The following is a 16460-nucleotide window of genomic DNA, read 5'->3' as shown; positions in this document are numbered from 1 at the left end:
CGTTGTCCATCGGAACCGTCCAAGGTCGATACGGGTAGTAATTCGAGTCTGGACACCCTTGTCTGCGCTGTCACCCCTTGGAATCAATCATCTAGGCTGCCTCGAGGATCGGGTGGGGCCGGCGTCCGTGAGAAGGCCATTGAAATGGTTTCCCCGCTGGCCTGCGCGGGGTCCCCAAGAGGCTGCGCCCCGGACAGGATATCAATTTCGGCGGGAACAGCCCACAGTAAGTAAACCCCACCCTTTCCTTGCGGGGGTTCAGCCTGTGGGACATTTGGGTTCCAGTCCGGCCACGCGGCCGCGAAGGCGCGCATGTAATGCAGGTTGCTGCGGGAAAGGCCGGTCATTTCCGGGAATTCCCGGCGCAGGTCCTCGGCGAGCCTGGTGATGACTGAGCTTCCCCGGCCCTGGTCTTCCTGCTCTGCCAGGATCCGGTTCCCGATGTTCCAGTACAGGTCGATGAGGGCGGTGTTCACGATCCGTTGGACCTGCACCCGCGCCGAGCGGACGTGGTCCTTCAGGCCGGTGAGGAATTGTGCGTAGCCGTCGGGAACGAGTGAACCGGTGGTGGACATGGTGACAAGTTTGTCGCCGGCCCAAACCCACAGGTGACCAGGGCAAGATCCTTCCACAACGTCGATTCCCCGGGAGGCAAGCCAGAGGGGGCGGATGCGCCGTCATCGGCGCATCCGATTTCGTATCCTGGGTGATGGGTGCTCCGTGCGCCGCCGAAACGGCAGGGGGCTGTCCGGTTTTCGTCCTTTCCTCCGACCGGTCCGCCGGTGAGGATGGGACGGCACCATGCGCTAGTTGGCGATGGCGGCGGCCGCCTCGTCCAGCACGGCGTCGAAGCCACCGAGGTGGAAGCGGCTCCGTTGGATGCCGGCCCCGGTGCCCTGGCGGATGAGCCGGGCCAGGCCCGCCGAGACGTAGTCGGTGTCGCCGTTCTGCTTCAGGGCGTGCTGGATGTAGTCCATGAGGCTGCGCAGCATGTTCACCGCCGAGGTCTTCCGCCCGGCCAGGGGGTCGAGGTGGTTGCCGTGCAGGCCGAACTTGGCGGCCTGCCACTGGGCCAGGTCCAGGGCCTCGGTCAGGGGCGGTGCGGTGCGGGGAGCGCCGTTGAGGCTGGTGTCCACCAGGGACCTGACGATCAGGGCCAGCAGGACGGTGGTGGAGGCGCTCATCTGGGCGTCGGCCACCCGCACCTCCACGGTGGGGTAGTGCGCGGAGAGCCGCGCGCCCCAGCTGATGTGCCCGGGATCCAGCACGACGTCGGAGTCGAGGATGAACCGCATGCGGCGTTCGTAGTCCGGCAGGTCGGTGAAGTGGGGCGGGATGCCCTGGATCGCCCAGCGCCGGTAGTGGATGGTTCTCCAGGAAGCGAAGCCGGTGTCGCTTCCGCGCCAGTAGGGCGAGTTGGATCCGCAGGCGGTCAGGACAGGGAGCCAGCGGCGCAGTTCGTTCAGTGCGACGATGCCGGATTCGGGGTCCTCGATGCCCACGTGCACGTGCAGGCCGGAGAGGTAGTGCTCGGTGGCGATTCCCTCGCACAGGGACGTGATGGCACGGTACCGGTCGGTGGAAGTCACGACGGCCGGGGCGTCGGGGATGCGCGGGGGAGTGCCCAGCGCAACCACCCGGAAGCCCAAGTCGATCGCCGCCCGGGACAAGGCCGCCCGGTAGCTGCGCACCGCGTCGAGGGCCTCGGCGCGGTCGGTGCAGATCGGGCTGTTGCTTTCCACCTGGCAGGCGAGGAATTCGCCGACGGTGCTGGTGCCGCCCACCCTGAGTGCCAGCAGTTCGGCCCGTGCCGATGCCGGCGGTTCACAGGGCAGGCCGGTGAGCGGGCTGATGATGAAGAACTCTTCCTCCATGCCAAAAGTACGCATCGGACGCACCTTTCCTGGGTTGGCGAGTGTCGGTTTTTCCTGGCTCATTCCCTGCGGGAAATCACTGCGGAGGTCGGTTCGTGTCCGAGGGACCCGTTCGCGAGATCGCCCTCCAAATCCGGACCCCCAGGAGTGCCGCTGTGAGGCCTGGGGCTTCGAAGAATGATGTTTCTCCTCCAGGGCAGCGCTGCTTCGGGGATGCCATGGATACTGTGGCGGACTTTGGGTGGATGGGTTGTCCTGTATCCGTAGAAGGTTTCGCACTTGCCGCACCAGTAGTCAATGTCCCACAGGGGTGGTTCGCCGTTCGCGGGGTTTTTTACCGCGCGGACGTGCTCATGGACCAGGTATTCGTCGCTCTGGCAGATGACGCAGATGGGTTGCGCTTCGGCTGGCGGGTCGGGGGGCATGTGCACGTTCCTTTGAGCTGGCCCTCATGGGTGGGAAGACGTTGTGGGGACTGGTTTGTGTGTCCTGGCGCGCTTGGTTCCGAATGGTTCCTGGGGCTTGTGGCTGGCAGCTTGTGGTGTCTTCTTCGGGAGCGCACATGGCCCATGGCCGAAGGACATGTTTCGCCAGCGCTCACCATCTACAGCATGGCCCTCGACGGTCCAGGAAACAATGCCCGGGACAATATTGGCAGCACCTCTGCGGGCCGGTTTTGCGTAACCAGTCACCGACCATTGGCGACCGCACACGGCCGGTGTGTGCGCAACGAAGCATCTCGAACAACAACGGAATCCGGAGGTCGCATCGGAGACCCCTGACGGCCAAGGCAAGAGCAGAATTCCCCGGGGACACCGTGGGACTGGGCGCATGCGCAACCACATCGTGAGGGGGGGAAGCGCATGGTGGTTGGGTTGTCCCCGTTGTTGGTTCCCGGGGGGGGCCAGTCCCCCGGGCCTGCGCAAGCTTTTCGAAATATCAACAGATGCCCACCGTGCAGGGGATTAACATGGATGTGTCGATTTTCCCGCAAGCACCAGAAGGGTGTTCGTCATGTTGCCCATCATCATTGCCGTTGTGGCCGTCATTCTGCTGTTGACCGGCGGCTTCGTCCAGTCCCTCCAGTTCTTGCTCTGGGTGGGCATTGTGTGTGTCATCGTTTCGGTGGTCATGTTCGTCATGAGATCGATGGCACCCCGCGATTAATCCGAAGAGCCCCGGCCGGTGGGTGTCCAGCATTCCAAGGGGCGCGGCCATCGTGACGTTTCCGCTCAGGATGGCCGCGCCATCGAGGCCTCTCCGGTTTGGAAGATCCCGTAAGTGTGTTCCTGACCCCGAGACGAGATTTTCGGAGTTGTGTCGGGGTTCGGTCTGCGCCGAATCAGGGGGCGGACCCGCCTGCCGCATCCCCTTGCCCCGATGGGGAGCCTTCATCCTTGGCGAAGAAGGAAATCTTCCCGTTGGGTTCCAGCACCGCCAGGTCGATGTCGGAGAAGTTGCGGAAGCCCTGTCCCCGGGCGGCCGTCATCAGGTCATCGATTCCCATCCGCTCGGAGCGCAGCGCCTTGAGGTCAGGTTTTCCCCCGTGCAGGATCACGACGGGGGACCCGTGGACGAAGCGGCCCAGGCGAGGCCAGCGCACATTGACGTAGCCGAGCATGACCGTCAGCAGGGCCATCGTCCCGACAGCGATCAGGCCACCGGTTACCGAGTGGTCTTCCTGCGTCACGCCCTGCTGCACGAGATCCCCCATGGTGATGAAGAGCAGCAACTCGAACGAGCTCAGTTCTCCGAGCGTTGAGCGCCCGACGGCCCGGGTGATCAGCCAGAGCAGGAAAAAGGTGATGGCCGCACGGAGCACGATTTCCATTAGGGGACCTTCCACGTATCGAGTTCGATGGTTGAAAGCAGCTCGTCCCCGACGTAGACCTTCAACGTCCCCGAAATGCGAAGGGTACTGTCCTCGGCGGAGGTTCCGGCAACAACCACGCGGAATGCTTCGGTTTTCGGGGGATCGTATTCCAGCAGGAGGAACCTTCCATCGCTTGATTCGGTGCCTGCGGCGGGGGACATACCGAAGGTCGTGAACGAGTCCAGATACCGGTGTTCCACGGCGATGGTGACCGGCTCAGTGATGGCGCGTGCGGATCTGATCGCCACTTCCACGTTTGCATCCATGCCCGCACGGATCGCCGATGGCGCGGTGACGGTGACCGACGTTCCGGCCGGCCCGGTGGTCTTGGTGGACTCGCGTCCGAAGGCCCCTGCCAGTGCCAACACGATGAAAAGCGTCAACACCGCCAGGAACAGCCGGCGTCCGGTTCGTGCGGGACGATCGCGCTCGGAGTTCACCACGTCCGCCAGGGTTGAATCCGGATCCCGGGGGTTCACGCCCGCTGTGCGAGGGTCTTTGTCCATGATTCATGGTAGGCACGCTGCGCCGAGGAAATAAGGGCCGGGTACTTCAATCCGGGTGGCAGGTCCGCCCGGTCCGTGCTAACCGGCTGGATAATGGCCCAAGCAAAAGCCGGGGACCTCGCCGCGATGCGCGGCGGGGTCCCCGGGATCCGAGGACTCGGCTGGGCCGGAGATCCCGAGCCCGGCCCATCCGACTTACTTGTCGGTCACGTCCTTGGCCGCGTCCTTGAGGTGCTCACCGGCCTGCTTGGCCTTCGCCACGGCCTGGTCCTTGAGGCCCTCGGCCTGCAGGCTTTCGTTGTCGGTGGCATCCCCGACCTTCTCCTTCACCTTGCCGACGGCTTCCTTGGCCTTGTTGCTGATCTTGTCTCCGACGCCCATGGGAAAGCTCCTTTGATTCGTTGATTCGGAAATGTTTGCCGGTCCATCGGCCGTCGCCCCGATCGGTCGCGGCGTGGCAGGTGGGCTGGCGGGTCGGCAACGGTGTTGCCGACATCTTGGGGGGGGCCGTCTGGATGGTGCGGTGTCCGCCGGTGACAGGTCTTCGCGGACATGCCAAGTCCCGTGGCGGGTGCGGGTATCCATGCGTGGGGTCCTTCCGCAATGAGTTTCACACTCACGTGCCTTGCTGGCCCAACCGGTCGGCGCCGCCAGATTGCCTGGTTTCAGGTTGCTCGGAGGTTCCTTCGAGGCGTACTTCGGGTATCTGCCCGATCGGCATCCGTCCAGCCTCTGCACCTAAGTCGGCGGGGTCAAGCCGTTCGCCGAAGCGTGCGTCGTCAACGTGTGAGGGTTCGCGTTTTCCGGGCTCTGTGACCACATACTTCCGCAGGCGCGGGCGCCCGGGGGCAAAGTCGTCGTGGACTATGCCGGCAACGCGGACGGTGCGGTGTTCCCGAACCACGTGGGCGGTGTGTTCCTCCGGGGCAGTGGCACCCGGTCCCGCTGGCGGTTCGGGTTCGCCGCCGGGCTGTGGGGAATCCGCTTCTGCCGCGGATCCCAGGATTCCGACCCGGGCCCGGGAGTAATAGTGGTAGAGGCAGTCTTCATCCCCTGCGCTCAGGTCCCGGTCGGGGTCGATGTCGGGTGCGTCCTTGATCAGGTCCTTGGGGAACTTCACGTAGAGCTGCCCGTTGGAAATCTCGGCTCCGGTGAGTGGCACGAATTTCTCGGAACCGCCGAAGAATCCGGTATGCACGGCGACGAAGTCGGGGATGCCGGTTCGCTCATCGAGATGGATGTGGCCGAGGGTCCCGATCTTCTCACCGTCGGAACCGAAAACCTTGGCCCCAGCATCCAGAAGTTTCTTGAGCTCTTCATGGCTCAACATGGTGGCGCCCTTTCGAGAAAATCCCTGAGCTCGTAGATGCATTGCCTGGTGTTGGTGCATCGGCAATGGGGTGACTTACCCTTCCATCACACCACCGGGTCCCGCACCGATCAAGGGGACCCGGTGCTTTGGCAGGAAACTATTGAACGGGGGCGTGGCCATACGATACGCCCAACATGTTGTGCCCGCATCCGAATGCAGACCAAGTCATCCATCGGCATGGTTCTTGCCGTGTGTAAAGCGAGACCGTTGCCCTTCCACCGGATCGATTTTTCCGTCATCCTGAAACCGGAATATGCAGGGGCCGTTCGATGGAGGAGGGGATCCATGTCCTTGAACGAAGTTGATCGGCGCGGTCCGCTGATCGTCGGTGTCATCCCCGGGCAACATCCAGAAGTCGTTGCCCAGGCTTCCTTGCTGGCTGAACAACTCGAACGGACCATAATCTTCGTCTATGTGGAGCCCCTGAGCCATTCGAGGTCCTGGAACCTCACGGTCATGATGAACGACCTGCCGGTCCCCCCGTTGGAAATCGAAGAGGACATGAGTACCAATGCATTCAAAATCTTCACTACTCTCGGGGCCTTGATGGGCAGCAGCTCGGCGACATGGATCTTGCGCATTGTGGGCGGGGAACCCTGGACGGCGCTGATCCGACTGGCATCGGAGAACCATGGATCCATGTTTGTCGTGGGGACCCGGAAACTGAACTCGGGGGCTCATACTTCCGAATCCCTCAACGGTGCCGTTGCCGCTCATCTCACCGACCACCAGCGCCTGCCCGTGCTGGTGGTTCCCGCCTCAGCCAAGAACTAGGAATCACTGAGCAACGGGCGGTTTCCTTGCCGTTTTTTCATGGAAGCATGCTCACCACCGACATGGACTAAGTCCTGGATCCACCTGCCGACCGACGCCTGCATTCGGTCAATCCCCAACGAGCCGTGATCGGCGTAAGAGGCTCCTGCATACGCGGGCACGCTGCGGCACATATTCACCCAGGAGGCTGAACTCATCCGCGTCGGCCGTTCACCTGCCCTGCAGGTTTTGGTCAGGCGTCGACCGTGGCGGGCCGCCGCCGCTTCGGTGTTCTCCCTTGCAAAGGCCAGCCGGTAGGTGGTCATTTTGGCACCCGCATCGCCAGACCCCTCTCGGCCGCCATGAGATAGTGGGCGTCCTCGAACCCTGCAGATCAACCGTGGCATCTCTCCATCGGTTTGCGCACCGTCCTCGCGACGAAGCAGTGAATTTTCATACCTTCAACCACGGTGAAGTGCTGTGCTTGTCCTACGCATAAGCATCCCGTGGGCAGACAGGCCTGAAAGCACACGACGTCGGTTCTTGTGTGCGAGTGGATTCCGGCATCCGCGGTGAAAGCCTGTGGCTCTGCCATGGTAACCATTGTGGTTTTGCGCTTTACTGGTCGTATCCCCGTTGATGCCTTTGAAAAGAGGACGATGACCTTGGATTCGAGCCAGCTAGCATGGACCATCACGATATTTGTTGTCGTCCTGATAATCCTCGGGTTGTTGCTTTTCCTGGGCCGACGCTGGAAGCTTACGAAAGACCGCGAACGGGCCGAGAGTCTGCGCCAGTCGGCGGCCGCCGACGAGCTAAGGGCCAGGGAGAATGAAGCCGCTGCGGCCAGGGCTGAAGCGGAAGCAAAGCAAGCCGAGGTTGATGCCGAACACCTCCGCGAAGCGGCCCGCAACCAAGCCGACGAGGCCGAAGCGGCCCGGTCACGGGCCCAGGAACAGACCATGAAGGCCGAATCGCTGGATCCGGATGTCGAGGCTGAAACGAGCGGACGCCAACGGACCGACGCCACCGGCGCACCGGAAGACCAGCTTGGCGATCCCGGCCAGCCGGGGCGAGGCCGCATGAGCCCTGAGGAACGGGACCCCCGGGATGGCGGTGCCGCAGGGAACTGATCCCGCGACAACCAGGCATGCGGGCGGTCCCGCCAACCCGGGAAAACACGCACCCTGGTCTTAGGCGTTCGGATGGCCACGACCTATTCAATGCAGACCGTTCGCCTTGGTTCAGTGGAACTCAGGAACGGTGGAGTTGCGGAGGCAAACCCCTCAGAGGGAATGAATGATGGGAGGAGCGCGGATGCCTAGGCAAGAAAATCCGCAGATCAAGGACGCGGAACTCTACGAGGCACTGCGAAAGGAGGGCAACTCGAAGCAAAAAGCGGCCCGTATCGCCAACGCGGCGGCCCGCGACGGGCGTGCGGCCGTGGCCCGGCGGGGCGGGGAAGCAGGAGACTACGAGGACTGGACGGTGGCCGAGCTTAAGGCCCGGGCCAAGGAAATCGGGCTGACCGGCTACTCCAGGAAGCGCAAGAGCGACCTGATCCACTCCCTGCGCAATTCGTAGACAATCCCCCACCAACTACCAAGAGGCCTTCATGCCGACAAACACGCCTGAATTCGAACCCGGCCACGACGACCAGACCGTGGACGAGCCCTTCGACGGACGGGAAAGCCAACCCGTTGCCCAAGGATCCTCCGATGATCCCCGTACCTTGGATGCCGTGGATCCGCTGCGCGACGCCGAGCTTTTGGCCGAGGAGGCATCCGGCCATGAGGCCAGACCCGGTGCCGAAGAAATCCCCGCGATCAACGAGGAAGGCCTCGAGACAGAACCCGCCGCCGATGATCCCGCTGAAGATGGCTGACAACGCCTCGACGCCGGAGGACCGGATCGCCTGGGCACACGCCGAGGATGGCCGCGGTGGGCTTCTTGGCCGCGTCGTCTCATGCCGGCGGTGGATTGCGCCCGTAACCTTCGGTCGGAGGCCCGTCTACCCAGGGTCTGGCGTGGGCGTCAGATCTGGTCCGGGCATGGTGTCTGGATACGGGATCGGGGCGGGATCGGGCAATGGCCCCGGCGACGGTGGATAAAGTGGGTCGGGCTCCGGCGGCGCCGGGGGATAGAAGGGATCCGGCCCTGGGATCGGGGCCGGCGGAGGCTCCGGAACCGGTTCGTGGGCGGGCAGCGTCTCATCCGCGATGTCGCATGGGCCGCATGAGGCCTGGTAATTTATCGTCAGCACAGCTGCTCCTCGGTGTTGTGAGCAGGCACCCCCGCAAGCTCGATCCGAATTCGCGGGGCATGCGGGAGGGATTCCCGAGTGGCCCGTGGCCATCGTTACACGCTGCCACGCAGAACATCCAGAGGTCTTTCTGGACCCCGGGATCTGTCGGTGGTGCGGCAATTCCGCGGGAGGATTTGCGGCTGAAACAGCGCTCGAATACGAGGTTAACCCGGGTGCCGGGAAGCGTGTCCGCACCCGAGGGCGGCGCATCGTCGCCCGCCGAGCTTCGAAGCACATGAAAGGGAAGGAACGATGAACCAGCTGGATCTGATCCGGGCAGCGGCAGAGGACGTGGCCGCGGCCCGGGTGCTCCTTCGGGAACGCGTGGAGGCACTGGAAGCGATCGTGCAGAGCGCGTTGGAACACGGGGTGCCCAGCGACCAAGTCGATGAGGCCAAGAGTCCGTCCTGGAACGTGGCAACCCCAACGGCGGACGAGCATCAGGCGCTGACCGCCTCATAGGCGAGGGGTCAGCGCCATGCCCGCGGGGAATCGAGGTGACCCCTCGCCGTTACGGGCGATTCGGGGAAAGGCCCGTCGGACCCGAACCAGACGCGGCCGTGGTGCTAGTGGCGGTAGTTCGGGTAATCGGGGTACCGGTAGTCGGGGCCCCAAAATGGCGAATATCCGTAGTAGTCCTGGATGCTGCCGTACGTGTCGCGTTCCCGGACCAGGTCGGGGTCGTAGGCCGGCGAGCCGGCGATGTGGCTGCGGGTCTGGTCGATCCGCACCTCGTCGCTGGTGATGGCGGTGATGGCGTCGACCGGGATGTAGGTCTTCTCCCGCCCGATGCCCAGGAATCCGCCGGACGCGACTTCGAATAACCGGACCTTGTGCTCGGTGGTGTCGACAAGCAGGTCGCTGACCCTTCCGAGGTCCTCGCCGTCCTTGTCCTTGACGTGCCGATCGCGGATGTCATCGGCTGCGTTGGCAACCGTTTCGTCGCTGTCGCTGAGCCGGATCAGCATGCCGGTCTCTGGTGTTTCCATGGTTGTTCTCCTTCTGGGTGTTTGTATCCGGATGTTTAGGTGCGGGAGGTGCCCGGCTCGGAGATCTGCTCGACCAGGTCCCCGATGCTGCTCTCGGGAAGGCTGCGTGCCGCGTCGGCCTGGGTGAGCATGCCGACCAGGTCGTGGCCGTCGAGCACCGGGAGCCTGCGGACCTTGTGCTCCTTCATGGTCGCCAGGGCCTCGCTGACGTCGTCGTCGGCGCCGACGGTGACGGGCTTGCCCCGGGCCAGCGCGCCGGCCGTCATCGTCGTGGGGTCGCCGCCCTCCGCGATGCAGGCGACCACGATGTCCCGATCGGTTAGCATCCCCTTGAGGCGGTTGTCTTCCCCGCAGATGGGCATGGATCCGATGTCGAAATCGCGCAGCTTGCGGGCGGCGGCGGCCAGTGTTTCCTTCTCTCCGATGCACTGGACATTGCCGGTCATGATTTCGCGTGCAGTGGTCACACCGATCTACCTCCTGGCTAGGGGTTCGGCCGTGCCGGCCGGTCCGCATTCTGAAGCACAAGCCCGGATCCGGACAGACGGCTGCCGCGTGAACTGGATGTGTATTGTGGTTCTTTCCACGCTAGGCGCATGCGCGGGAGAAGTCGAGGGTTCCATAGCCTCTGCCGGATGGTTCAAGCGAAAGCAGCGGAAACCAAGGGAGGCAATCCGCGATGCGATGAGTCCCGGGACGCGGACCTCCCCTATACGGTGACATGATTCCCGGGGCACAGCAGCGTCGAGAGTGCTGGCTTGCGGCTCCGATGTTGGGGAAACGCACCCCTATGTGCCGAGCGCATCGGATGGTCCGCTTCGACCCCTTCTCATCCCATGCCGCCGTTGCTAAAATCCGGAGGGACAGCATCCGTCCGCATGGGGGGACGCGGGGAAACTCGTTTGGCACCGAATCGAAGGCCGACGAGGAGAATCCCTGTTGCGGTGTTTTGATTGGGAAGCCCATGCCCGGAACCAGACACCAAACCAACACTTTCGGAGCGCCGCGATCTCTTGCAGGCGATCCGCCGCCCGAACGATCCCTCTGGCACGCAAGCATTCCTCTTGTTGCCCATCGCGGATCGCGAGGGGGCTTGTGATGGCCGGGTGGAACGCCGAGAACGGTGCAGGGTCCGCCGGGGCGGGGGCCGTGACGCTCCTTGCAGGAACCTCCTTCTGCATATCCTCCGCCAACGGCGACATGGATCCGGCACGCCCGCACGGCGTCTTCTTTCGTGACACCCGGTTCGTGTCCGGCTGGGCGCTGTCCATCAACGGCAGCCCTGTCGAATCCCTTGGCAACACGACCGTCGAGCCGTTTCGGGCCAACTTCATCGGCCGCGCTGCGCGGACCGACGGCCTTGCCGACAGTCACCTGCTGATCGAACGCCGCAGGAGCCTGTACGGGGGTGTGCAGGAGGACCTGATCGTCAGAAACTATTCCGGCGCGACAGTTCAATGCTCCGTTGCGCTGACCGTCGGGGCGGACTTTGCCGACCTCTTCGAAGTCAAGGACGGCCGGACACGTCATGAGGTGGGCCATGCCGCCCGTCGCGACGGAGAAACGCTCGTCATTAAATCCGCGCTGCAGGGCCACCGCCGAATGGTCACCATCGCGGCCCCCGGTGCCACCATCGGCGGTCACACGATCACCTACCAGGTCGCCATCGCCCCGCACGGCTATTGGTCCGCCCCCATTACGATCACCCCGAGCATCGACGGGATAGGCCCCGAGTCAGACCTCAGCGGCTCGGGGCACGTACAGCCGGCGAACCTTCCTGAGGAACGATTGCTGGCGTGGCATAGCCACGTCCCCACGGCGAAACTCGGCAACGACGCCGTCGCGAAGGTCCTCCAACGAAGCCGGGAGGACCTGGGCTCCCTCCGGATCTTCGACCCTGATCACCCCAATAGGGTCGTGGTCGCCGCGGGTTCCCCCTGGTTCATGGCGCTCTTCGGGAGGGACTCCTTGCTCACCTCGTTCATGGCCCTTCCACTGGATCCCTCGCTGGCGCTGGGAACGCTACAGACGCTGGCCGATAAGCAGGGACGCGTGGTGAATAACCCCAGCGAGGAGGAACCTGGCCGGATACTGCATGAGGTTCGGTTCGGAGCGAGCACGGGTTTGGCGTTGGGTGGCGGCAACGCCTACTACGGGTCCGTCGATGCAACGCCCTTGTTCGTCACGCTCGCCGGTGAACTGACCCGTTGGGGTTTCCAGTCGGACGTCACCAGGTCCCTCCTGCCGGCCGTGGACCGGGCCCTGGAGTGGATCCGCGATTATGGCGACATCGACGGGGACGGATTCGTGGAATACGCCCGCGCCACCGAGCACGGCCTGATCAACCAGGGGTGGAAGGACTCGTGGGACGGCATCAACTTCGCCGACGGGACAATGGCTGTTGCGCCCATCGCGTTGTGTGAGGTCCAGGGGTACGTATACACCGCGTACCTGAGCCGTGCCTTGATGGCCCAGGACGCCGGTGACACCGACCTGGCGGCGCAATGGGGAGCGCGGGCCGCGGCCCTGAAAAAGGACTTCAATGAGCGCTTTTGGCTGCCGGAGCGGGGCTACTTTGCCATTGCCCTGGACCGAAACAAGCAGCCCGTGGACGCGTGCGCCTCCAACATGGGCCACTGCCTCTGGAGCGGCATCGTCGACGAGGACAAAGCCGTCCTGGTCGCGGAAAGGCTGATGTCTGAGGAAATGTTCACCGGCTGGGGGGTGCGAACGCTGGCTTCGAACATGGCCGCATACAACCCGGCCAGCTACCACAACGGTTCGGTCTGGCCGCATGACAATGCGCTGATCGCCGCCGGGCTCATGCGCTATGGCTTTGTCGAGGAAGCACAGAGGCTCGCGACCGGATTGCTGGACGCCGCCGAGGCATTTGGCGGGCGGCTGCCCGAGCTCTTCTGCGGCCTGGACAGGGCCACATACCCCGCGCCTGTCCCGTACCCGGCCTCGTGCTCGCCGCAGGCGTGGGCCGCAGCCACCCCGATCCACCTGATGCGCATCCTCCTGGGCTTCGATCCGTGCCTTTCCCATGGCGGCCTGTGGCTGGCGCCTAAGCTACCGGAGGGGTTTGGTGACGTCATGATCGGGAATGTTCCCTTGTCCGGGGCACGGATCTCCGTTGAGGTTTCCGACGGCAATGTTGTGGTCGGGGGCTTGCCGGACAGCATCGCCCTCCACCTGGAGACCCGCAAGCCGTTGTCGGACCTGCTCGACGTGCACCGGGTTGAGTCCGGACCGCTGGGGGAGGACTAGGATGCGCATCGGTTTGGTGGCACCTCCCTGGATCCCCGTGCCGCCACCTGCCTACGGCGGCATCGAGGCCATCATCGACACGCTGGCTCGGGGGCTGGCCGCGGCCGGCCACGAGGTGCTGCTGGCGGCGTCCGCCGACAGCACCTGCCCGGTGGGAAGGGTCGCTGGCCTGCCCGTGGGGGATGCAGAATCGATCGGCGCCTGTGTGGACGAGCTCCGGCACAGCATCCTGGCCTACTCGGGACTGGCCGGCGTCGATCTCATCCATGACCACACTCTCGCCGGGGCGCTGTACCGGCACCGGCCCGAGAACACGCCCGTGGTGGTGACTGCCCACGGGCCCTTCGATGCCAAGCTGGGGGAGGTCTATCGGGCGATCGCCCGGGATGCCTCGCTGGTCGCCATCTCGCACCACCAGGCCGGCACCGCCCCGCCGCCCGTGGTCGCGCGGGTCATCCACCACGGGATCGACACGGCCACGGTTCCCGTCGGATCCGGTGACGGCGGCTATGCCTGTTTCCTGGGACGGATGCATCCCAGCAAGGGCCTGTTCCAGGCCATCGAGGCCGCCGTGCTGGCGCAGGTGCCGCTTCGGATCGCGGCGAAAATGCGCAGTCGCGAAGAGCATGAGTACTTTTCCGCGGTGATCAAACCGCTGCTGGGACCACAGGTCGAGTACCTTGGCGAGTTGAACACGACGGACAAATACGCCTTGCTGGGCGGGGCCGTGGCCCTTCTCAATCCGATTCAATGGCCGGAGCCGTTCGGGATGGTCATGATCGAGGCCCTGGCCGCCGGGACCCCGGTGGTGTCGACTCCCCGTGGTTCGGCACCGGAAATACTCCGGGACGGCAGCACCGGCTATCTGCGGACCAGCCGGCAGGGGCTGGCCGGGGCATTGCTGGCGGCCACGGCCCTGGACCGGGGGGAATGCCGGCGAACGGCCGAAGCGCTGTTTAGCGCGGATCGCATGGTCGCGGACCACCTGAGTTTCTATGAAGAACTTGTCGGTGCTTCCGGGCGGGTTCCCTCACTGAAGCCACAAGAAACTTTGTGAAATCCTGCGGACGGCTTCGAAACACGCAGTGCCTGCGGCACGAATGGCCGAGGCCAGCGGTCCACCGGTGGCGGGGACTGATCAATTCTCGGGCGGGCCTCCAACGCCGGAGTCCGCCTGGCGAAGACAGCAGCGTCCCGCCGTCCTCGGGACGGCGGGACGCTGCAGGATTCCTGATTACGGTAGACAGGGATCTGGCCTGATTCAGTTGTGGGAGTGATCCTACGCCAGCGAAGCGCCCCGGTCGAGGGATGGAGAATTCCGGCCAGTTTCCGTGGTGCCGGTTTTACGGATTGGTTCGGCCAGGTCGGCAGGCGCGCTGGCACCCATGCCGGCCGTGACGGTCGCATGGAAGGCCGATGGCCACGGGCCGGCTCTCGTGGATTCTGATCCCCCCGCGGCGAGCCGAGCGCCATTGCCGGCTTGATCGGCTTTCGAGTGCGAGCAAGCGGGGATCGGTGAGGGTTTTGTTGCATTCGGGGCTGGCCTTCCGGTTTCGTGGAGGGGTTCCTTGGGCGTGGCCACGCGCTGCAGTCGCAATCGTTGGTAGGGTTCGATCTCAACCTGCCAAACAGGCCGGTTCGCCCGGGCGAAAGAGGAACCGATGGGCTACAAGGTCACCCATCACGGAGGCAAGCACGAGGACGACACCTCGCGAACCGGGTACAAGGTCCTGCCCAGCGGAGTGCTTCAGATCATCAACGTTCCCGAAAGCGGATACAGCAAGGTGCTTTTCGAATACGGGCCCACGGGGTGGCTGGCCGTCGAGGGTACGCGCGTTCTTGATTTCACCGAGGTGCACCAGGGCTCGGACGGTAAGATCATCAACGGCACCTACCACCAGGAGGCCTAGCCTGCTTCGGGCGGTTCAGGTGGGCCATGCTTTTGGATTCTTCCCCGTCGACAGGCACGCGAGCTTTGCGTACATGGTTCAAGGCCCAGTCGCCCGACGCCATTGCGAGTCAGGGTGCCGAGGGCGGTTTGTTGCCGGCCATCGGCTGCACGTGAAAGCGCCCGCCGGTGCGGTCCACCCAACTGCGGCGACATGGTTTGCAGAGGCGCCGTGACCGACGGGAAACCGGAATCGCCTAGAAAGCGGTGCGCCGACAGCGTGATGACCGTGATGGATGGTTACATAGGGCGGATGTTCTCCGCCTGTGGCCCCTTGGGTCCCGAGACGATATCAAACTCAACCTTCTGGTTCTCTTCCAAGGCGCGGTACCCGCTGGTCGCGATTGCCGAGTAATGGGCGAAAACGTCCGGCGATCCATCGTCAGGGGCGATGAAGCCGAAGCCCTTCTCGGAATTGAACCATTTGACCGTTCCTGTTGCCATTGTTGCGTCCTTCTGCGGCCTTGCAGATCCACCGGCCAGAAGCCGATTATGAGGGGTTGTTTCCTGCCGCAATGCTATGTTCGGGCATCGGTCAGGGCAAGGAACAGGGCTGAATTTCCGGCAGCCGCCGCTTCAAGACCCGGCGTCCAATGAACCGGACACGAAATCGTTCATTGGCCCAGGGCAAGGGGGATCCTGCGAGGGTCTTGCCGGGGAATCGCAAAATTGACGCCAGTCATCGGTTCCCGTCAGGGAAAGAACGTGGAATTCCAAGCCTTTCCGGAGGCCGCCTCTCGCCTGGACCGGGCTTCTTAATGTCGACGCGGGGAAAGTGATCTAGATCGCGGAAGCGATCCAGATCACCAAGGCAATGGCCACAAGAACGCCCACGATTGTCCATACAATGTAGCTTCCGCGCATGGCACTTACTTCCGTTCTCTTTGTTGGTACGTCCCATCTTCGGCTCATGGCACCCCCGATTCAAGATCGAAGGTTCCTGCGGCGTGCTCCGTGCGGGAAAGCTTATTGAACCAAGGTTTGGGATGCCTGGACCGGGTTTTCGATCGCACTTTGAGCCGTACACCAGCGGTGTTCCCCTCCGAGGAGCTGGGACGGTGATCCAGAGCGGTACCAGTGGCGATGGCAGGAGCTGTGCAGGGAACTTCGAAATTCCGTGCCGGCTGGGAAAATGACAGCGGGTTCCGGCGTCTCCTGGAGATGCGGGCAAACCCGCCAGCCCAGTCCCAATACAGGATCCTTTGCTGAGAGCGGGCGCTCTGTTCCAACAGAGGGAGTAAGGCACGAGCTAGCGACGAAAATGCGGTCCCAACAAAAAAGTAGCTCAGGACAGTTTTTGCATGGCTGACGAACCAGAACCTTTAAGTGGGACATTTGTGCCGTTATCGGCGCATCTGACTTCATCCTGCATCTGATGCGGGACCGGCAGTGGCCGGCGGGAAGCAGGCGGGCTAGGGCGTGTCTCCTAATCGCCGATGGTGCTCCCGGGGATTATTGACGGGTGAAATCCCGTGACACCGTTTTCTCAGATGCCCAGTGGGAGCTGATTGCCCCGTTGATGCCCGATTCCGCGGGCAAGGCGGGGCGCCCTTTCAACGACCACCGGCTG

Annotated in this window: 19 protein-coding genes and 1 pseudogene; 10 read left to right on the top strand and 10 right to left on the bottom strand. The window is 63.8% G+C overall.

The window, feature by feature from the left end; all coding sequences use genetic code 11:
* Nucleotides 1-83: 83 nt before the first annotated feature.
* Nucleotides 84-575 carry a DUF1016 N-terminal domain-containing protein gene (locus ACFY5D_RS21925; RefSeq protein WP_387534699.1) on the bottom strand — a complete coding sequence of 164 codons (492 nt, stop codon included), beginning with the start codon at nt 573-575 and terminating at the stop codon, nt 84-86.
* A 231-nt stretch (nt 576-806) separates the two neighbouring features.
* Nucleotides 807-1889 (bottom strand): glutamate--cysteine ligase, encoded by a 1083-nt coding sequence (locus tag ACFY5D_RS21920; RefSeq protein WP_387534697.1) that lies wholly within the window; start codon nt 1887-1889, stop codon nt 807-809.
* Between the two features lie 999 nt (nt 1890-2888).
* On the opposite strand from ACFY5D_RS21920, the gene ACFY5D_RS21915 reads away from it, so the two are divergent.
* Complete coding sequence (locus ACFY5D_RS21915; protein ID WP_387534696.1) at nt 2889-3041, top strand: hypothetical protein; 153 nt, start codon at nt 2889-2891, stop codon at nt 3039-3041.
* Between the two features lie 175 nt (nt 3042-3216).
* On the opposite strand, the gene ACFY5D_RS21910 is transcribed toward ACFY5D_RS21915, so the two are convergent.
* The 4 genes from ACFY5D_RS21910 to ACFY5D_RS21895 form a co-directional block, all read right to left on the bottom strand.
* Nucleotides 3217-3705, bottom strand: coding sequence for a DUF421 domain-containing protein (locus ACFY5D_RS21910; protein WP_387534694.1), 489 nt, complete (start codon nt 3703-3705; stop codon nt 3217-3219).
* Nucleotides 3705-4253, bottom strand: coding sequence for a hypothetical protein (locus ACFY5D_RS21905; protein WP_387534692.1), 549 nt, complete (start codon nt 4251-4253; stop codon nt 3705-3707). Before ACFY5D_RS21905 ends, ACFY5D_RS21910 begins: the two co-directional genes overlap by 1 nt.
* Before the next feature lie 195 nt (nt 4254-4448).
* Nucleotides 4449-4634 carry a CsbD family protein gene (locus ACFY5D_RS21900; protein ID WP_387534690.1) on the bottom strand — a complete coding sequence of 62 codons (186 nt, stop codon included), beginning with the start codon at nt 4632-4634 and terminating at the stop codon, nt 4449-4451.
* Nucleotides 4635-4869: 235 nt separating this feature from the next.
* Nucleotides 4870-5583, bottom strand: coding sequence for a PRC-barrel domain-containing protein (locus ACFY5D_RS21895; RefSeq protein WP_387534688.1), 714 nt, complete (start codon nt 5581-5583; stop codon nt 4870-4872).
* Nucleotides 5584-5910: 327 nt separating this feature from the next.
* Between ACFY5D_RS21895 and ACFY5D_RS21890 the strand changes: the two genes are divergently transcribed.
* On the top strand, nt 5911-6399 hold the full coding sequence (locus ACFY5D_RS21890; protein WP_387534687.1) for a universal stress protein: 489 nt from the start codon (nt 5911-5913) through the stop codon (nt 6397-6399).
* Here ACFY5D_RS21890 and ACFY5D_RS21885 read toward each other — a convergent pair.
* Nucleotides 6396-6704, bottom strand: coding sequence for a hypothetical protein (locus ACFY5D_RS21885; protein WP_387534685.1), 309 nt, complete (start codon nt 6702-6704; stop codon nt 6396-6398). The two genes, ACFY5D_RS21890 and ACFY5D_RS21885, sit on opposite strands and share 4 nt — an antisense overlap.
* A gap of 267 nt (nt 6705-6971) precedes the next feature.
* Between ACFY5D_RS21885 and ACFY5D_RS21880 the strand changes: the two genes are divergently transcribed.
* The 4 genes from ACFY5D_RS21880 (at nt 6972) to ACFY5D_RS21865 (ending at nt 9145) form a co-directional block, all read left to right on the top strand.
* Entirely contained in the window at nt 6972-7511 is a 540-nt protein-coding gene (locus ACFY5D_RS21880) for a hypothetical protein (RefSeq protein WP_387534683.1), read from the top strand.
* A 184-nt stretch (nt 7512-7695) separates the two neighbouring features.
* The gene (locus tag ACFY5D_RS21875) at nt 7696-7962 is read left to right on the top strand and encodes a Rho termination factor N-terminal domain-containing protein (RefSeq protein ID WP_387534681.1); all 267 of its coding nucleotides are present in this window, start codon (nt 7696-7698) and stop codon (nt 7960-7962) included.
* Between the two features lie 31 nt (nt 7963-7993).
* The gene (locus ACFY5D_RS21870; protein WP_387534679.1) at nt 7994-8263 is read left to right on the top strand and encodes a hypothetical protein; all 270 of its coding nucleotides are present in this window, start codon (nt 7994-7996) and stop codon (nt 8261-8263) included.
* Between the two features lie 672 nt (nt 8264-8935).
* Complete coding sequence (locus tag ACFY5D_RS21865) at nt 8936-9145, top strand: hypothetical protein (protein ID WP_387534677.1); 210 nt, start codon at nt 8936-8938, stop codon at nt 9143-9145.
* A 104-nt stretch (nt 9146-9249) separates the two neighbouring features.
* On the opposite strand, the gene ACFY5D_RS21860 is transcribed toward ACFY5D_RS21865, so the two are convergent.
* Both ACFY5D_RS21860 and ACFY5D_RS21855 read right to left on the bottom strand, forming a co-directional pair.
* Complete coding sequence (locus ACFY5D_RS21860) at nt 9250-9672, bottom strand: PRC-barrel domain-containing protein (protein ID WP_387534675.1); 423 nt, start codon at nt 9670-9672, stop codon at nt 9250-9252.
* Nucleotides 9673-9707: 35 nt separating this feature from the next.
* Nucleotides 9708-10139: a CBS domain-containing protein gene (locus ACFY5D_RS21855; RefSeq protein ID WP_387534673.1), complete on the bottom strand. Its 432-nt coding sequence runs from the start codon at nt 10137-10139 to the stop codon at nt 9708-9710.
* A 631-nt stretch (nt 10140-10770) separates the two neighbouring features.
* On the opposite strand from ACFY5D_RS21855, the gene ACFY5D_RS21850 reads away from it, so the two are divergent.
* The 3 genes from ACFY5D_RS21850 (at nt 10771) to ACFY5D_RS21840 (ending at nt 14852) form a co-directional block, all read left to right on the top strand.
* A complete protein-coding gene (locus ACFY5D_RS21850; RefSeq protein ID WP_387534670.1) occupies nt 10771-12942 on the top strand; it encodes a glycogen debranching N-terminal domain-containing protein in 2172 nt (723 codons plus the stop codon).
* Between the two features lies 1 nt (nt 12943).
* Complete coding sequence (locus tag ACFY5D_RS21845; RefSeq protein WP_387534668.1) at nt 12944-13999, top strand: glycosyltransferase; 1056 nt, start codon at nt 12944-12946, stop codon at nt 13997-13999.
* 604 nt (nt 14000-14603) lie between these two features.
* Entirely contained in the window at nt 14604-14852 is a 249-nt protein-coding gene (locus tag ACFY5D_RS21840) for a hypothetical protein (protein WP_387534666.1), read from the top strand.
* 278 nt (nt 14853-15130) lie between these two features.
* On the opposite strand, the gene ACFY5D_RS21835 is transcribed toward ACFY5D_RS21840, so the two are convergent.
* Nucleotides 15131-15334: a cold-shock protein gene (locus ACFY5D_RS21835; RefSeq protein WP_387534665.1), complete on the bottom strand. Its 204-nt coding sequence runs from the start codon at nt 15332-15334 to the stop codon at nt 15131-15133.
* A gap of 1018 nt (nt 15335-16352) precedes the next feature.
* Between ACFY5D_RS21835 and ACFY5D_RS21830 the strand changes: the two are divergent.
* Nucleotides 16353-16460: pseudogene (locus ACFY5D_RS21830) on the top strand (IS5/IS1182 family transposase); the annotation flags it as partial.

The sequence above is a fragment of the Paeniglutamicibacter sp. NPDC012692 genome, from assembly GCF_042901625.1.
Classification (GTDB): domain Bacteria; phylum Actinomycetota; class Actinomycetes; order Actinomycetales; family Micrococcaceae; genus Paeniglutamicibacter.
The sequence above is the reverse complement of the archived record's forward strand: the minus strand, read 5'-3'. Positions and strand labels throughout refer to the sequence as shown.

Bases quoted from the DNA above. Each gene is read 5' to 3' on its own strand.
- ACFY5D_RS21865 (WP_387534677.1), top strand. From the start codon at position 8,936: ATGAACCAGCTGGATCTGATCCGGGCAGCGGCAGAGGACGTGGCCGCG.
- ACFY5D_RS21890 (WP_387534687.1), top strand. From the start codon at position 5,911: ATGTCCTTGAACGAAGTTGATCGGCGCGGTCCGCTGATCGTCGGTGTC.
- ACFY5D_RS21850 (WP_387534670.1), top strand. From the start codon at position 10,771: ATGGCCGGGTGGAACGCCGAGAACGGTGCAGGGTCCGCCGGGGCGGGG.
- ACFY5D_RS21925 (WP_387534699.1), bottom strand. From the start codon at position 575: ATGTCCACCACCGGTTCACTCGTTCCCGACGGCTACGCACAATTCCTC.
- ACFY5D_RS21860 (WP_387534675.1), bottom strand. From the start codon at position 9,672: ATGGAAACACCAGAGACCGGCATGCTGATCCGGCTCAGCGACAGCGAC.
- ACFY5D_RS21900 (WP_387534690.1), bottom strand. From the start codon at position 4,634: ATGGGCGTCGGAGACAAGATCAGCAACAAGGCCAAGGAAGCCGTCGGC.
- ACFY5D_RS21870 (WP_387534679.1), top strand. From the start codon at position 7,994: ATGCCGACAAACACGCCTGAATTCGAACCCGGCCACGACGACCAGACC.
- ACFY5D_RS21840 (WP_387534666.1), top strand. From the start codon at position 14,604: ATGGGCTACAAGGTCACCCATCACGGAGGCAAGCACGAGGACGACACC.
- ACFY5D_RS21915 (WP_387534696.1), top strand. From the start codon at position 2,889: ATGTTGCCCATCATCATTGCCGTTGTGGCCGTCATTCTGCTGTTGACC.
- ACFY5D_RS21880 (WP_387534683.1), top strand. From the start codon at position 6,972: ATGGTAACCATTGTGGTTTTGCGCTTTACTGGTCGTATCCCCGTTGAT.
- ACFY5D_RS21875 (WP_387534681.1), top strand. From the start codon at position 7,696: ATGCCTAGGCAAGAAAATCCGCAGATCAAGGACGCGGAACTCTACGAG.
- ACFY5D_RS21845 (WP_387534668.1), top strand. From the start codon at position 12,944: ATGCGCATCGGTTTGGTGGCACCTCCCTGGATCCCCGTGCCGCCACCT.
- ACFY5D_RS21920 (WP_387534697.1), bottom strand. From the start codon at position 1,889: ATGCGTACTTTTGGCATGGAGGAAGAGTTCTTCATCATCAGCCCGCTC.
- ACFY5D_RS21905 (WP_387534692.1), bottom strand. From the start codon at position 4,253: ATGGACAAAGACCCTCGCACAGCGGGCGTGAACCCCCGGGATCCGGAT.
- ACFY5D_RS21835 (WP_387534665.1), bottom strand. From the start codon at position 15,334: ATGGCAACAGGAACGGTCAAATGGTTCAATTCCGAGAAGGGCTTCGGC.
- ACFY5D_RS21895 (WP_387534688.1), bottom strand. From the start codon at position 5,583: ATGTTGAGCCATGAAGAGCTCAAGAAACTTCTGGATGCTGGGGCCAAG.
- ACFY5D_RS21885 (WP_387534685.1), bottom strand. From the start codon at position 6,704: ATGACCACCTACCGGCTGGCCTTTGCAAGGGAGAACACCGAAGCGGCG.
- ACFY5D_RS21910 (WP_387534694.1), bottom strand. From the start codon at position 3,705: ATGGAAATCGTGCTCCGTGCGGCCATCACCTTTTTCCTGCTCTGGCTG.